The organism is Streptomyces sp. ISL-11 (assembly GCF_018614525.1).
Lineage (GTDB): Bacteria > Actinomycetota > Actinomycetes > Streptomycetales > Streptomycetaceae > Streptomyces.
Map to the genome: position 1 here is coordinate 16,793 of NZ_JAGGOL010000047.1, position 14,606 is coordinate 31,398.

16 protein-coding genes are annotated in these 14,606 nt (G+C 70.4%); 12 read left to right on the forward strand and 4 right to left on the reverse strand.

All coding sequences use genetic code 11. From position 1 onward, the window contains the following. Window positions 1-55: 55 nt before the first annotated feature. From dxs to J7E86_RS12000, 7 genes are all read left to right on the forward strand, one after another. Window positions 56-2,017 (forward strand): 1-deoxy-D-xylulose-5-phosphate synthase, encoded by a 1,962-nt coding sequence (gene dxs / locus J7E86_RS11970; protein ID WP_215081582.1) that lies wholly within the window; start codon window positions 56-58, stop codon window positions 2,015-2,017. Then, window positions 2,014-3,423, forward strand: a complete 1,410-nt coding sequence (locus tag J7E86_RS11975; protein WP_215081583.1) for an aspartate aminotransferase family protein — start codon at window positions 2,014-2,016, stop codon at window positions 3,421-3,423. The genes dxs and J7E86_RS11975 overlap by 4 nt, the downstream gene beginning before the upstream one ends. A 903-nt stretch (window positions 3,424-4,326) precedes the next feature. Continuing rightward, complete coding sequence (locus tag J7E86_RS11980) at window positions 4,327-4,662, forward strand: MerR family transcriptional regulator (protein WP_215081584.1); 336 nt, start codon at window positions 4,327-4,329, stop codon at window positions 4,660-4,662. 381 nt (window positions 4,663-5,043) lie between these two features. Then, window positions 5,044-5,247, forward strand: a complete 204-nt coding sequence (locus tag J7E86_RS11985; protein WP_215081585.1) for a cold-shock protein — start codon at window positions 5,044-5,046, stop codon at window positions 5,245-5,247. Between the two features lie 323 nt (window positions 5,248-5,570). Then, a complete protein-coding gene (locus J7E86_RS11990; protein ID WP_215081586.1) occupies window positions 5,571-7,082 on the forward strand; it encodes a DEAD/DEAH box helicase in 1,512 nt (503 codons plus the stop codon). 45 nt (window positions 7,083-7,127) lie between these two features. Further along, window positions 7,128-7,532: a CBS domain-containing protein gene (locus tag J7E86_RS11995; protein WP_215081587.1), complete on the forward strand. Its 405-nt coding sequence runs from the start codon at window positions 7,128-7,130 to the stop codon at window positions 7,530-7,532. Between the two features lie 54 nt (window positions 7,533-7,586). After that, complete coding sequence (locus J7E86_RS12000) at window positions 7,587-7,898, forward strand: SCO5918 family protein (protein WP_215081588.1); 312 nt, start codon at window positions 7,587-7,589, stop codon at window positions 7,896-7,898. A 106-nt stretch (window positions 7,899-8,004) separates the two neighbouring features. Here the strand turns inward: J7E86_RS12000 and J7E86_RS12005 are convergent, their stop codons facing one another. Next, window positions 8,005-8,364 carry a hypothetical protein gene (locus J7E86_RS12005; protein WP_215081589.1) on the reverse strand — a complete coding sequence of 120 codons (360 nt, stop codon included), beginning with the start codon at window positions 8,362-8,364 and terminating at the stop codon, window positions 8,005-8,007. A 97-nt stretch (window positions 8,365-8,461) separates the two neighbouring features. After that, window positions 8,462-9,265: a tyrosine-protein phosphatase gene (locus tag J7E86_RS12010; RefSeq protein ID WP_215081590.1), complete on the reverse strand. Its 804-nt coding sequence runs from the start codon at window positions 9,263-9,265 to the stop codon at window positions 8,462-8,464. Between the two features lie 211 nt (window positions 9,266-9,476). Between J7E86_RS12010 and J7E86_RS12015 the strand changes: the two genes are divergently transcribed. Continuing rightward, window positions 9,477-10,268, forward strand: a complete 792-nt coding sequence (locus J7E86_RS12015; RefSeq protein WP_215081591.1) for an SGNH/GDSL hydrolase family protein — start codon at window positions 9,477-9,479, stop codon at window positions 10,266-10,268. Between the two features lie 64 nt (window positions 10,269-10,332). On the opposite strand, the gene J7E86_RS12020 is transcribed toward J7E86_RS12015, so the two are convergent. Beyond that, a complete protein-coding gene (locus J7E86_RS12020; protein ID WP_308312568.1) occupies window positions 10,333-10,791 on the reverse strand; it encodes an ATP-binding protein in 459 nt (152 codons plus the stop codon). Window positions 10,792-10,981: 190 nt separating this feature from the next. Between J7E86_RS12020 and J7E86_RS12025 the strand changes: the two genes are divergently transcribed. The 3 genes from J7E86_RS12025 to J7E86_RS12035 are packed head-to-tail and all read left to right on the forward strand — an operon-like array spanning window position 10,982 to window position 12,969. Beyond that, the gene (locus J7E86_RS12025; RefSeq protein ID WP_215081592.1) at window positions 10,982-11,848 is read left to right on the forward strand and encodes a helix-turn-helix transcriptional regulator; all 867 of its coding nucleotides are present in this window, start codon (window positions 10,982-10,984) and stop codon (window positions 11,846-11,848) included. A 3-nt stretch (window positions 11,849-11,851) separates the two neighbouring features. Then, window positions 11,852-12,124: a DUF397 domain-containing protein gene (locus J7E86_RS12030; RefSeq protein ID WP_374223793.1), complete on the forward strand. Its 273-nt coding sequence runs from the start codon at window positions 11,852-11,854 to the stop codon at window positions 12,122-12,124. Beyond that, a complete protein-coding gene (locus J7E86_RS12035) occupies window positions 12,121-12,969 on the forward strand; it encodes an SAM-dependent methyltransferase (protein WP_215081593.1) in 849 nt (282 codons plus the stop codon). The genes J7E86_RS12030 and J7E86_RS12035 overlap by 4 nt, the downstream gene beginning before the upstream one ends. A 73-nt stretch (window positions 12,970-13,042) precedes the next feature. Here J7E86_RS12035 and J7E86_RS12040 read toward each other — a convergent pair whose 3' ends face one another. Next, window positions 13,043-13,609: a carboxymuconolactone decarboxylase family protein gene (locus tag J7E86_RS12040; RefSeq protein ID WP_215081594.1), complete on the reverse strand. Its 567-nt coding sequence runs from the start codon at window positions 13,607-13,609 to the stop codon at window positions 13,043-13,045. 150 nt (window positions 13,610-13,759) lie between these two features. Between J7E86_RS12040 and J7E86_RS12045 the strand changes: the two genes are divergently transcribed. Next, window positions 13,760-14,416: an alpha-ketoglutarate-dependent dioxygenase AlkB gene (locus J7E86_RS12045; RefSeq protein WP_215081595.1), complete on the forward strand. Its 657-nt coding sequence runs from the start codon at window positions 13,760-13,762 to the stop codon at window positions 14,414-14,416. The last annotated feature ends 190 nt before the right edge of the window (window positions 14,417-14,606 follow it).

Sequence of the window (14,606 nt, forward strand, 5' to 3'; positions counted from 1 at the left end):
GCCGAGGGCCCGGCAGACGCCGACAGATGACGCCGAGAGACGAGGAGGGGCCCGCGTGTCACTGCTGGAGAACATCCGCGGTCCGCACGACCTGAAGGCACTGGACGCAGAGGACCTGACCGAACTGGCCGAGGAGATCCGCCACTTCCTGGTGCACGCCGTCGCCAGGACCGGCGGACACCTTGGGCCGAACCTCGGTGTGGTGGAGCTCTCCATCGCCCTGCACCGCGCCTTCGACTCACCGGCCGACCGCATCCTGTGGGACACCGGCCACCAGTCGTACGTACACAAACTGCTCACCGGCCGCCAGGACTTCTCCAAGCTGCGCGGCAAGGGCGGCCTGTCCGGCTATCCCTCGCGGGAGGAGTCGGAGCACGACGTCATCGAGAACAGCCACGCCTCCACGGTCCTGGGCTGGGCCGACGGACTCGCCAAGGCCAACCAGGTCCTCGGCCGCTGGAACCGCCATGTCGTCGCCGTCATCGGTGACGGTGCCCTCACCGGCGGCATGGCCTGGGAGGCCCTGAACAACATAGCCGCCGCCAAGGACCGGCCGCTGATCATCGTCGTCAACGACAACGAACGCAGCTACGCCCCCACCATCGGCGGCCTCGCCGACCACCTGGCCACCCTGCGCACCACCGACGGCTACGAGCGCTTCCTGTCCTGGGGCAAGGAGGCGCTCCAGGGCCTCCCCATGCTCGGCAAGCCGCTCTACGAGTCCTTGCACGGCGCGAAGAAGGGCTTCAAGGACGCCTTCGCCCCGCAGGGCATGTTCGAGGACCTGGGGCTGAAGTACCTCGGCCCGATAGACGGCCACGACATCGCCGCCGTCGAGTCGGCCCTGCGCCGGGCCAAGCGCTTCCACGGCCCCGTCCTCGTCCACTGCCGCACCCAGAAGGGCCGCGGCTACGCGCCGGCCCTGGAGGACGAGGCGGACCGCTTCCACACCGTGGGCGTGATGAACCCGCTCACCTGCGAGCCGCTGGCGCCCCCGGCCGGCCGGTCGTGGACCTCGGTGTTCGGCGACGAGATGTTCCGGATCGGCGCCGAGCGGCCGGACGTGGTGGCGATCACCGCCGCGATGCTGCACCCCGTGGGCCTGACGCGGTTCGCCGAGGCGTACCCCGACCGGGTCTGGGACGTCGGCATCGCCGAACAGCACGGCGCCACCTCGGCCGCCGGCCTGGCCACCGGCGGCCTGCACCCGGTCTTCGCGGTGTACGCCACCTTCCTCAACCGCGCCTTCGACCAGGTGCTCATGGACGTGGCCCTGCACAAGTGCGGCGTCACCTTCGTCCTCGACCGGGCCGGCGTCACCGGCACCGACGGGCCCAGCCACAACGGCATGTGGGACATGTCGATCCTCCAGGTCGTCCCCGGCCTGCGCATCGCCGCCCCGCGCGACGCCGACCAGCTCCGTGCCCAGCTGCGCGAGGCCGTCGACGTCGACGACGCCCCGACCGTCATCCGTTTCCCCAAGGAGACCGTGGGCGACGCCATCCCGGCCCTGGGCCGGATCGGCGGCATGGACGTGCTCGGCGCACCGGAGGACGAGGATCCGCAGGTGCTGCTGGTCGCCGTCGGCGCGATGGCCGGCGTCTGCCTGGAGGCCGCCGATCTCCTCGCCGCGCGCGGCACCCCCTGCACCGTCGTCGACCCCCGCTGGGTCAAGCCCGTCGACGAGGCCCTGCCCGCGCTCGCCGACCGGCACCGCGTCGTCGCGATCGTCGAGGACAACAGCCGTACCGGCGGCGTCGGCTGGGCCGTCGCGCAGGCCCTGCGCGACGCCGGCAGCGACGTGCCCGTACGCACCTTCGGCATCCCCGAGCAGTTCCTGCCGCACGCCAAGCGCGGCGAGGTGCTCGCGGACCTGGGACTCACCCCGGCCGAGATCGCGGGCCGGATCAGCGCGGCCCTGGCCCGTAAGGAGGTGCGCGAGGAGGCCGCGTCCCCGGCGACGACCCCGGCCGCGGCCGGCACGCCACGAAAGGCCCGTAAGGAGAACGACGCATGACACCCCCGGAAGACGCCGGCACCGGCCGAGCGGGATTCGACCTCGCCCGGCTCCTCGCCGAGCGCGGCGGCGAGCGCTACGACCTGCACGCCCGCCACCTCAACCACCAGCTGCCGCGCATGCTGCACACCATCGGCTTCGACAAGGTCTACGAACGGGCCGAGGGCGCGTACTTCTGGGACGCGGACGGGCAGGACTACCTCGACATGCTCGCCGGCTTCGGCGTGATGGGCCTCGGCCGGCACCACCCCGTCGTCCGCAAGGCGCTGCACGACGTCCTCGACGCCTCGCTCGCCGACCTCACCCGCTTCGACTGCCAGCCGCTGCCCGGGCTGCTCGCCGAGAAGCTGCTCTCCTCCACACCGCACCTGGACCGGGTGTTCTTCGGCAACAGCGGCACCGAGGCCGTGGAGACCGCCCTGAAGTTCGCCCGCTACGCCACCGGCAGCCCGCGCGTCCTGTACTGCGCGCACGCCTTCCACGGCCTGACCACCGGTTCCCTGTCCGTCAACGGCGAGGACGGCTTCCGCGACGGTTTCGCCCCGCTGCTGCCGGACACGGCGGTCCCGCTCGGCGACCTCGACGCGCTGGAACGAGAGCTGCGCCGCGGCGACGTCGCGGCCTTCGTGATCGAGCCCATCCAGGGCAAGGGCGTGCACGAGCCCCCGCCGGGCTATCTGCGCGCCGCCCAGGACCTGCTGCGCCGGCACAAGGCGCTCCTGATCGCCGACGAGGTGCAGACCGGCCTCGGGCGGACCGGGGACTTCTTCGCCTACCAGCACGAGGACGGCGTCGAGCCGGACCTGGTGTGCGTGGCCAAGGCGCTCTCGGGCGGCTATGTGCCGGTGGGCGCGACCCTCGGCAAGGACTGGATCTTCAAGAAGGTGTACTCCTCCATGGACCGGGTGCTGGTCCACTCCGCGAGCTTCGGCTCCAACGCCCAGGCGATGGCGGCCGGGCTCGCGGTGCTCTCGGTGATGGAGGACGAGGAGATCGTCGCCAACGCCCGGCACACCGGAGAGCTGCTGCGGACCCGGCTGGCGGCCCTGGTGGACAGGTACGAGCTGCTGCACGAGGTGCGCGGCCGCGGGCTGATGATCGGCATCGAGTTCGGCAAGCCGAAGTCACTGGGACTGCGCAGCCGCTGGGCGATGCTGCAGGCGACCCGCAAGGGCCTGTTCGCGCAGATGGTCGTGGTGCCGCTGCTGCAGAAGCACCGCATCCTCACCCAGGTCTCCGGCGACCACCTGGAGGTCATCAAGCTGATCCCGCCGCTGACCATCGGCGAACGCGAGGTCGACCGCTTCGTGGACGCCTTCACGGCCGTCATGGACGACGCCCACGAGGGCGGCGGGCTGATGTGGGAATTCGGCAGGACGCTGATGAAGCAAGCTCTGCGAACGTAACCACACTGCTCACCATGACCTTCCCACCACCTTCACGCAGTCAGGCGGGGAAGCCGCGGTGTTCGCGGCGTCGAGGCTGCTGCGTATCGGCGCTGCTCGGAGCGGGTGTCCCCGGTCGGAGTGGGGTCGCCGCGCGACCCTTCTGCGCTCGAGGTCGAGTACCTGTCCGCCTGACGCCCGGAAATCTATGTCGGCTGGAGTAGACATTGGGCAGCGGTGTGGCTATGGTTTCTCTCGTAGCCGAGATCGAGCAAGCCCGGCAGAGATGAACTGCCGGGCAGCAGTACAGGCAGTTCGCAGGACGGTGCGGTGGTGGAGTTCCGAAGCCAGGGTTGTTGCAGGACGGCGACGGGACTGACGATCGGACCGGGTGGCCCGCAGTGATCAGGGGCCGCCGTGAGCAGTACCGCAGTAGCAGTTCAGTAGGTGCAGTTCGCAGTACCAGCAGTGCGGTTGTCGGTGGTTCCTCGGTAAAGGCGTCGGCTGCGGGCGCGCGTGCCGGGAGGTTCGGCAGTGGGGTTCCAAGCCAGAGCTGATGCAGGACGGGCGACGGGGCTGGCTGCCGAAGAGTGGCGCTGTTCGAGGCCACCAGCAGTTCGCAGTACCAGCAGTACGCAGTTCCCGATTGGTAAGTAGTTCATCCAGAGGGAAAGAACGGAGGAGTTGAGCGCCATCAGGATCGCCCGGGCGGAAGTCTTGAGCCCGGGTACCGCAGGACATCGATAGGCAGGTGGTCTCCGGTCAAGCAACTGCGATCCCCGCACCCCCGACAGCATCTCGGTCGGGTCTGCGGAAACAGAAGGCCGACGCAGTACCAGGGTCGGCAGATGGTGTAGCAGTTCCTTCGGGGCCCTGGTGCCACATGGCACCAGGGCCCCTCCACGCGTTCCACAGAGAGGTGCAATGACAGCAGACGACTCGTTCGGACGTCTCGATGACGACGACTACCCCGCCTACACCATGGGCCGGGCCGCCGAGATGCTCGGCACCACCCAGGGCTTCCTCCGAGCCATCGGCGAAGCCCGCCTCATCACCCCGCTCCGCTCCGCGGGCGGCCACCGACGCTACTCCCGCTACCAACTGCGCATCGCCGCCCGCGCGCGCGAGCTCGTCGACCAAGGCACCCCCATCGAGGCCGCCTGCCGCATCGTCATCCTCGAAGACCAGCTCGAAGAAGCCCAGCGCATCAACGCCGAATACCGCCGCGCCGCCGGATCGTCCGGTCCGCCCGTGGCCTGAGGCAGTGCGCTCGCCGGGTACCGGCGGGTCCCCGCACACGCATGTCGGGTGTGACGCGTGGTTCTTTTCCTATGGTGAGACGCTGCGCTCCGGATGGGTCAATATCTATGACCGCGAGGTGAGGGTTTAACGCGCCACGCGGGGAGTGTTTTTACCGCAACTAACAGAGCGGAATTATTTACCGTACGCGGGCCGCTACCTCATGCTACTGTCGCTCTCAGTTGCAGTTGTGGTTCCCAAAACTTCAAGCGCCTTCGCCGGTATTTTCAGCCACGGGAAGCGTTTTCGTATCGCCGGTCATTTTCCGGACGGGGCATCATCGCGGCGACCCGGTCTCCGCGCATCGCGGGTCCCGGCGTACTGCCCTAAAGGAGATATGACGTGGCGACAGGCACTGTGAAGTGGTTCAACGCAGCCAAGGGTTTTGGCTTCATCGAGCAGGACGGTGGCGGCCCGGACGTGTTCGCCCACTTCTCGAACATCGCCGCCCAGGGCTTCCGCGAGCTGCTCGAAGGCCAGAAGGTCGCCTTCGACATCGCGCCGGGCCAGAAGGGCCCGACCGCCGAGAACATCGTTCTCGCCTGACGCCGACGCGCACTTTGCAGCTGGGGCCCGCATCCCTCGGGGTGCGGGCCCCAGCTGCAAACATTTCCCGCACTGGTGCCACCTGTGGGACAACACCGCCCGCAGCCCTTCCCCAGGGACGCGCGCCTCTTCGGAGCTGCACCGGTCGACGTCCGGGATTTCCGTCCACATGACGTCACCCATTTCATCGCCCGCAGCCCGCACCAGATTCACTGCAAGCCAGATGCGCTTTCGCATTCCAATCGGCCCGTTCTTGTGATTCCCCGCGCGGCTCTTCCGCTGCGGAAATTCCTTGATACGTGCCGTATCAAGGAAGGTTCTCAATGAACCCCACACGTACGAACGGCCGCTCCTCCCGCCCCCGCCGGACCGACGGCCCCGCTTTCAGCTCCAGCGCCGGTTCGAGGCAGGGCGGCCGCTTCGGCTCGCCCGCCCCGAGCCGTTCAGGGGGGCCGAGCCGCTCGGGCGGCCACGGCCGGCGGCCCGCAGCGGTCCAGGGCGAGTTCGCCCTGCCGGAGACGATCATTCCCGCGCTGCCCGCGGTCGAGGCGTTCGCCGACCTCGACATGCCCAAGCAGCTGCTGGCCGCGCTGACCGCGCAAGGCGTGAGCGTCCCGTTCCCGATCCAGGGCGCGACCCTGCCCAACACCCTCGCGGGCCGCGACGCCCTGGGACGCGGGCGCACCGGCTCCGGCAAGACCCTCGCCTTCGGCCTGGCCCTGCTGGCCCGCACCGCCGGACAGCGCGCCGAACCCCGCCAGCCGCTGGCCCTGATCCTCGTGCCGACGCGTGAGCTGGCCCAGCAAGTGACCGACGCACTCACCCCCTACGCCCGCTCGGTGAAGCTGCGCCTGGCCACCGTCGTCGGCGGAATGCCGATCGGCAGGCAGGCCAATGTGCTGCGCGGTGGCGCCGAGGTCGTCGTCGCGACGCCGGGCCGCCTCAAGGACCTCATCGACCGCGGTGACTGCCGACTGAACCAGGTCGCGATCACCGTCCTGGACGAGGCCGACCAGATGGCCGACATGGGCTTCATGCCCCAGGTCACCGCCCTCCTGGACCAGGTCCGCCCCGAAGGCCAGCGGATGCTGTTCTCCGCCACCCTCGACCGCAACGTCGACCGCCTGGTCCGTCGCTACCTCACCGACCCGGTCGTCCACTCCGTCGACCCGTCCGCAGGGGCGGTCACCACGATGGAGCATCACGTGCTGCACGTCCACGGCGCCGACAAGCACCGGACGACGACGCAGATCGCGGCGCGCGAGGGCCGGGTGATCATGTTCCTGGACACCAAGCACGCCGTCGACCGGTTGACGCAGGATCTGCTGGACAGCGGTGTCCGGGCCGCCGCCCTGCACGGCGGCAAGTCGCAGCCGCAGCGCACCCGGACCCTGGCCCAGTTCAAGACCGGGCACGTCACCGTGCTCGTGGCCACGAACGTCGCCGCCCGCGGCATCCACGTCGACAACCTCGACCTCGTCGTCAACGTCGACCCGCCGACCGACCACAAGGACTACCTGCACCGCGGCGGCCGTACCGCGCGCGCCGGCGAGTCCGGCAGCGTCGTCACCCTGGTCACCCCCAACCAGCGCCGCGACATGACCCGCCTCATGACCGCCGCCGGCATAGTGCCCCAGAGCACGCAGGTCCGCTCCGGCGAAGAGGCACTCAGCCGGATCACCGGCGCCCGGACCCCCTCCGGCATCCCCGTGACGATCACCGCGCCGGTGGCCGAGCGGCGTAAGCGCAGCGCGGCCTCACGCGGCCGACGCAGCCCCGCTTCGGCTGCCCGGCGCGTGACCGTGCGGCAGTCCTCCTTCGATGCGGCGGCCTAGAGACTTCGTGATCAGGAAGTTGACCCACTCTGCAGGAGGCACATTTTGACGTTGGTTCAGATGCAGCCCCGCTCGACGAGCGCCACCCCCGTGCACAGGACGGTGGCCGACGCCATGGACACAGGCGGACCGCAGGTCTGGGGCGACATGACCATCGAGGTCGCCCTGTCCGTCATGACAAGCGCCCGCACCGGACACCTGCTCGTCTGCGACGACAGCGGCCTGTGCACCGGACTGGTCACCCAGGCCCAGCTCACCGCAGTCCGCGACAGCTCCGCGTACACGGACCGGGTCCAGCTGCGGGACATCCTCGGCGATCGAGGGCCGTTCACCTCTCCCGTGACCACCATGGCCGAAGCCGAGCACGCGATGCGCTACCGCCGGCTCGATGCCCTGCCCGTGGTCGACGAACAAGGCAGCGCCTTGGGCGTCCTCGCCCTTGCCCGCTGAACCGCCTCAACCGTGGCGGAACCATCCCCCTCGTTCTTCTCCCTGTGAGGCATCATGCGCTGTGTCATCGCCCGCTTCCCGTTCGACCTCACCAAGAGCGGCGTCCTGGAATCGATGAAGGGCGTCAAGCCTGAGGAAGTCTTCGGGGCGTCCGTGATCGTCGGCCGCCGCACCTACCCCGTCAAGCAGGTCGGGCAGGTCGTCACACGCCAGGACCGCCGCGATTTCAGCGCCGCCGAAGTCCTCCGGGCCATGACCCAGCTCGGCTTCACCTGCCGCGGCCTTCCCCAGGCCGCCGCGCCCAAGCGCGTTCTCACCCCGTTCCAACAGGCTTCCGCGATGCTCGGCGCCCCGGCGGCCGTCTGACCGACGGGCAGGCGCGAGCCGCCATCACAGCAGCGGTGAGGGTCCGACCGGAATGCGCCGGTCGGACCCTCACCGCGTACCGATGTTTTCTCGGCGCGACAGTGGGTCAGTGGTCGGAGTAGCTGAAGTCGCCCATGGTCCAGGCGCTGACGTCCTCGATCGCCACGCGGTACATCCCGCCCGTCTCCGGGATCCCCACCGCACCCTGCAGAATCCGCGCCACATGGAAATGCAGATGCGTGGGCGGCCTCTCCTCGCGCGTCGCAGCGGTGAACACGGCAGAGAATTCGCTCAGGCGGGCCGAGTCCGCCAGAACCTCCGACACCCGCTGCCTCCAGACGGTTTCGGGAGCCAGTCGACCCGTGATGACGGCGCCACCGGCGACCACGGTCAGGGACATCTGATTGCTGTGCCCGGACTCCACCAGGGCGGCGACGGCAACAAGCAGTTCGTCAGGCTTAGACATGAGAGACGATTTTAGTCGGCTGAGATCCCGACGCGGACGGGCTGCATGGCAGCCCGCCCGGCGTTCGAGGGGGTTACGGGAGGGGGAAGGGGGAAAGTCAGTCCGTGAGCAGCCGCTCCCGCAGCCGCTCCCGCGTGGCAGAGCCCAGCCCCAGCCCCTCGGAGAGATACCGCTCCGCGGCCCCCCACCGCTCCTCGATCGCGGCGAACGCGGCGCCGAGATACTCCGCCCGCGCCTCGAACATCGGCGACAGCAGCTCCGCGACCTCCCGCGACCCCGTCCCCTCCTCCGCCTCGCGCCGCATCCGGTACCGGCGGTGCGGAGCGTTGGACTCCAGGTAGTCCGCCTCGATGACCTCCCGCGGCACGCCGACCGCGAGCAGGGTGACCGCGATCGACAGGCCCGCCCGGTCCTTGCCCGCCGCGCAGTGCATCAGCGCGGGAACGCCGTCCTCGGCGAGGGTGTGCAGGACGCGGCTGTGCTCGGCGGTGCGGGTGAGGACCACCTCGCGGTAGCTCTCGGCCATCCGCTCGGCGCCCCGGTCGCCGGCCAGCACCGTTCTCAGCTGGGTGAGGTCACGGGCGCGCACCATCTTCCAGAACTCGGCGCCGTCGGCGGGGTCGTTGAGGGGGACGTTCAGGTGGCGCACGCCGTCGAGCGCGATGTCCTCGCCGTCGAGCTCGATGTCGGCGGCGTTGCGGAAGTCGAAGACCGTGTGCAGGCCGAGCGAGGAGAGGAAGCGGGCGTCCTCCTCGGTGGCGTGCGCGAGGTGGCCGCTGCGGAACAGTACGCCGGACCGCACGCGTCGCCCGTCGGCGGCCGGAAGGCCGCCCAGGTCACGGAAGTTGCGGACCCCCGCCAGCTCGGGTTCGGTGGACGGGACATGCGGCGTCTGTGTCACGGGCGCTCCCTGGACTCTGCTGTCGACGCTGCTCGTCGACGAAGCGGCTGACTGACTTTACGCCACCGGCGCACGGTGCGACCGGCGTCCGCCGGCGCCCGCGTCGGCGTATTCCGCAGGAGTCGACTTTGCCGGGGTGGGATACATCACGGCACGTCAACCCCTGGTTACGGTGGCGTAGGTCACTCCCGAAGGTGAAAGATGTGCTGACGTGGCAGACGATTCGAATTCATTCAGCAAGGGCGCGATCGGGTCGTACGCAGCCGTCGGGGACAGCTTCACCGAAGGCGTCGGCGACCCGGGTCCGGACGACACCTTCATCGGCTGGGCCGACCGACTGGCCGTACTCCTCTCCGATCAGCAGGCGGAGCACACCTTCCGGTACGCCAACCTCGCCGTGCGCGGCCGTCTCCTCGACCAGATCGTGGAGGAGCAGGTACCCCGGGCCAAGGAGCTCGGCCCGGACCTGGTGACGTTCTGCGCCGGCGGCAATGACATCCTCCGGCCGGGCAGCGACCCCGACGACGTGGCCGAGCGCTACGAGGCCGCGGTCGTCGACCTCGCCGGTTCGGTCGGCACGGTGCTGCTGTGCACCGGCTTCGACACCCGTGGCGTCCCGGTCCTGCGCCACCTGCGGGGGAAGATCGCGACCTACACCGCGCACGTCCGGTCCATCGCCGACCGGCACGGCTGCCCGGTCCTCGACCTGTGGTCGCTGCGCTCGGTGCAGGACCGGCGGGCCTGGAGCGACGACCGGCTCCACCTCTCGCCCGACGGGCACACCCGCGTCGCCCTGCGCGCCGCCCAGGTGCTCGGCCTCCAGGTGCCGGCCGACCCGGACCAGGCGTGGCCGGCCGAGGGCGTGCGATCGCCCGCCGAGGTGCGCCGGGACAACATCCACTGGGCACGGGAGCATCTGGTGCCGTGGATCGGCCGCCGGCTGCGCGGCGAGTCCTCGGGTGACCACGTGGAGCCGAAGCGGCCGGATCTGCTGCCGCTGTAGCCGACCGGGCGTCAGGCGGGGGAGTACGGCCCGGAGCGCGGGTGCCGCGACCGGGTGGCCCGGTTCACCGGGGGAGCCGCCCGTGCGGCAGATCGGCCCAGACGACACGGCCACGGCCGCTGTCGTCGGGCCGGACCCCCCACGCCTTCGACAGGGCGCCCACCAGCAGCAGTCCGCGCCCGCTCTCCTCGTCCGCGCCGCTGCACCGCGCGCGGGGCTCCGTCGAGGTGTGCCCCTGGTCGGTCACCTCGATCCGCAGGTGTGCGCCGCTCAGGCGCAGTTGACAGCCGACCTTGTCGCTGTCGGTGTGCCGTACCGCGTTGGTGAACAGCTCCGACACCACCAATTGGGCGTCGTCGCACGCCCCTTCGTCGATTCCCCACTCCCGCAGCTGCGCGAGAACTCTTCTGCGCGCCTCCGCCACCGAGGTGTTGAGAGCCGGGAAGTGGAAGGCGTCCTGAAGACGCGCGGCTATGGAGCAGCCGTAGCGTCCGAGCGAAGGTGCGTCATGGGAGGGGACCACTCCGCAACTATGTGCGATGCGGGTCAGGTGTGGCAAGGTTCAATCTGTAAATTACAGAATCGTCAGTGCAGTCTGTTGGCTCCGGTGAGCCGCGTGACACACTGCGGGTCACCTGGCGGGCATATGCCAGGCGTTGGGGCCGGGGACCGGGGAAACCCCGGGGACCGGGAAAATGGGGAAGGGGAGAAGAGTGGCGGACGCACGGCCGGCAGGTGCCCCTACGGTCCTGAGGGTCGTCCTCGGCAAACGGCTGCACGACCTCCGGGAGAAGGCCGGGCTCTCCTACGAGCAGGCGGGCCGCGCCCTCGACGTCACGCACGCCACCGTCCGCAGGATGGAGAAGGCCGAGGTCGGCCTCAAGCTTCCCTACGTCGAGAAGCTGCTGCGCGTCTACGGCGTCGTCGACCCCAAGGAGGTCGAGGGCTTCGTCTCCCTGGCCCGGGAGGCCAACCGCCCCGGCTGGTGGCACCGCTTCCGGGACGTCCTGCCCGAGTGGTTCAGCGCGTTCGTCAGCCTCGAGGGAGAGGCCAACCTCATCCGCGCCTACGAGCCGCACTACGTCCCCGGACTGCTCCAGACCGAGGGCTACGCGCGCGCCGTGCTCCGCGCCGGCATGCCGCACGCCTCCGACGCCGACATCGACCGCGCGGTCACCGTCCGCCGCGAGCGCCAGTCGCTGCTCACCCGGGACGGCGCCCCGCTGCTGTGGGTGGTCATCGACGAGACCGTGCTGCGCCGGCCCATCGGCGGGCCGGGCGTCATGCGCGAGCAGATCACCCACCTCATGGCGGCCACCGCGCTGCCGAACGTAAGGCTCCAGATCATGCCGTTCGCCGCCGGGCCGCACCCGGCGATGTACGGACCGTTCCATATCTTCCGGTTCCCGCTCCCCGAACTGCCGGACATCGCGTACGCCGAGAACCTGGTCGGAGCCTCGTACTTCGACCAGCGCGACGATGTCTCGGCCTTCCTGGAGGCGCTGGACCGGATGTGCGCGCAGGCCGCGCCGGCACACACCACCGAGGCACTCCTGGGTGGCATTCGTAAGGAGATCTGAACCATGGATCCGACCACCATGGATCGCGTATACAACGGCATGCCCGCCACCGACCTCGGGACCGAGGGCTGGAGCAAGCCGTGGAGCGGCGGCAACGGGGGAAGTTGCGTCGAGGCCATGCGCCTGCGGGACGGCCGGGTCGCGCTGCGCCAGTCCACCGATCCGGACGGCCCCGCGCTGATCTACACGCATCACGAAATCGAGAGCTTCATCAAGGGCGCGAAGGCCGGCGAAGCCGACTTCCTTCTCGCGGGAACGAGTGTGAGCTGCGAATGAAAGGGCACGGCGTGAGCGAGCAGGGCTTCGCGGCCGAGGAGATCGACACCAGCCGGCCGCACCCGGCCCGGATGTACGACTACTACCTCGGCGGCTGGGACAACTACGAGGTCGACCGGCAGGCGGCCGAGCACGTCATCGAGGCGCACCCGCAGGTACGGCTGTCCGCCCGCGCCAACCGCGCCTTCATGGCACGCGCGGTCCGGGACGTGGTGCGCGGTGGCGTCCGGCAGATCATCGACATCGGTACGGGCATACCCACCTCCCCGAACACCCATGAGGTGGCCCGGGAGACCGACCCCGACGTCCGCGTCGCGTACGTCGACAACGACCCGATCGTGGCCACCCACGCGGGGGCCAAGCTGACGAACGCCGGCCACGCCGCGTTCGTCCTCGGCGATGTGCGCGAGCCCCGGGCGATCCTGGACCACCCCGTGGTCCGCGACCTGATCGACTTCTCCGAGCCGGTGGCCCTGCTGCTGGTCGCCGTCCTGCACTTCGTCAAGGACGAGGAGGACCCGGCCGGCATCGTCGCCGCCCTGGGCGAGGCCCTGCCCGCCGGCAGCTGTCTCGTGCTCTCCCACGCCACGGCCGAACCGTACGAGGGGTACGTGGACGGCTACACCGACGTCAAGGCCCGCGACAGCGTCCTGGGCGCGTACAAGAACGCCACCGCCGCGCTCAACCTGCGCGGCCGCACGGCGATCGAGCCGCTCTTCGGCGACTTCGCGCTCCAGGACCCGGGCCTGGTCCGCGTGCCGCTGTGGCGCCCGGACGGCCCGGTGCCGGGCGCCGAGGAGCTCAACGACACGATCTTCTACGGGGGAGTGGGCAGAAAGGGCTAGCGCGATGCCCCCATCGCCGGGCGGGCTCGAACAAGCCCAGCCGAATCCAGCCCGTCCGGCGTCGGAGCCCCGGTCACCGACCGGCAGTCACCCCACTCGGCACCTCGCAACTGTCCTTGAACCCCTGGCTCGTCAGGCCGAGCGCCGCGTTCGTGCGGGACCGGAGGTTCTCCACCGCCACCATCGCCGTCAGCTCGACGAACGCGGCATCGCCCAGGCTCGTCCGCAACCGCTCGGCCAGGTCGTCCCCGACCGTGGGCGGCGTCGCGGTCATCGCCTCGGCGTACTCCATGACGTCCCGCTCCAGCGGGGTGTACGCGTCGCTCTCGCGCCACACCGGCACATCGAGCAGCTTCTCGTGCGGCACCCCGTGCTTGCGGCTCGCCCAGTAGCCGAAGTCCACGCACCAGGAGCAGCCGATGGACACGGACGACGCCATCTCCGCCAGCGACTTGAGCTGAGGATCGAGCTTCTTCCACCGGGCGAGCGCCATCTCGAACCGGGACGACGCGAGCAGCACCCGCGGGTTGTGGGCGAACGCCATGACCGGGTCGAGGGTCCTGCCGTAGGCGCGCTTGCAGTACCACTCCACCAGGCGGATCAGCGGGGTGGGCTTCGGGTCGAGCGGGATACGGGCCATGGCCGGTGCCTCCATCGGGGACGTGTGGTCGCTTCCGCCCGTACGACGGACGCGCCCCGCGGCTTTGTGACATCCGCCCGCCGCGTCCGGGTGAGACCGTGGTCACAGTGCCGCACCGGCGGTGTCACAGCCCCGATCTACGCTGGCGGCATGGACGACGAGCTCTTCCCGCGGCCCGCGGCCGAGATCGCCCCGGGGGCCGTGCACGTCCCCGGCTGGCTGGACCTGCCCGCCCAGGCCCGCCTGCTCGCCGCCTGCCGTGCCTGGGCCGCCCCACCCGCCGGCCTGCGCACCGTGCGGATGCCCAGCGGCGGCGAGATGTCGGTGCGCACCGTCTGCCTCGGGTGGCACTGGTTCCCCTACGGTTACGCCCGCACCGTCGTCGACGGCGACGGTGCGCCGGTCAAGCCCTTCCCGGCCCGGCTGGACGCGCTGGCCCGGGACGCCGTCGCGGCGGCCTACGGCACCGAGGCGGCCCCGGATCCGTACGACGTGGCGCTGGTCAACTTCTACGGCCACGACGCCCGCATGGGCATGCACCAGGACCGGGACGAGCGCTCGGACGCGCCCGTCGTCTCCCTCAGCCTCGGTGACACCTGCGTCTTCCGGTTCGGCAACACGAGCGGCCGCAGCCGCCCTTGGACCGATGTCGAGCTGCGCAGCGGTGACCTCTTCGTCTTCGGCGGACCGTCCCGCCGGGCCTACCACGGTGTGCCGCGCACCCGTCCGGGCACCGCGCCGCCCGCTCTCGGGCTCACCGGGCGACTGAACGTCACCCTCCGCGCCAGCGGTCTCCCCAATCCCTGAGCGCGTGCGCATGCACGTGAAAATTCACGTGCATCCGGGCGCCCGACCCTGCACAGTAGAGGGCGGGGTAACACCCGCCGTCGGCCGGGCTCGTATCACGGGGGCGAGCCCGGCCGACGGCACCCGGTGTTCGCCCGTGCGCTTACGGCCCGTAGGACGGGGGCCATCGGGCGGCTCCGGGGCAGGGGCA

Bases quoted from the DNA above. Each gene is read 5' to 3' on its own strand.
- J7E86_RS11975 (WP_215081583.1), top strand. From the start codon at position 2,014: ATGACACCCCCGGAAGACGCCGGCACCGGCCGAGCGGGATTCGACCTC.
- J7E86_RS11980 (WP_215081584.1), top strand. From the start codon at position 4,327: ATGACAGCAGACGACTCGTTCGGACGTCTCGATGACGACGACTACCCC.
- J7E86_RS11990 (WP_215081586.1), top strand. From the start codon at position 5,571: ATGAACCCCACACGTACGAACGGCCGCTCCTCCCGCCCCCGCCGGACC.
- J7E86_RS12000 (WP_215081588.1), top strand. From the start codon at position 7,587: ATGCGCTGTGTCATCGCCCGCTTCCCGTTCGACCTCACCAAGAGCGGC.
- J7E86_RS12005 (WP_215081589.1), bottom strand. From the start codon at position 8,364: ATGTCTAAGCCTGACGAACTGCTTGTTGCCGTCGCCGCCCTGGTGGAG.
- J7E86_RS12030 (WP_374223793.1), top strand. From the start codon at position 11,852: ATGGATCCGACCACCATGGATCGCGTATACAACGGCATGCCCGCCACC.
- J7E86_RS12035 (WP_215081593.1), top strand. From the start codon at position 12,121: ATGAAAGGGCACGGCGTGAGCGAGCAGGGCTTCGCGGCCGAGGAGATC.
- J7E86_RS12040 (WP_215081594.1), bottom strand. From the start codon at position 13,609: ATGGCCCGTATCCCGCTCGACCCGAAGCCCACCCCGCTGATCCGCCTG.
- J7E86_RS12045 (WP_215081595.1), top strand. From the start codon at position 13,760: ATGGACGACGAGCTCTTCCCGCGGCCCGCGGCCGAGATCGCCCCGGGG.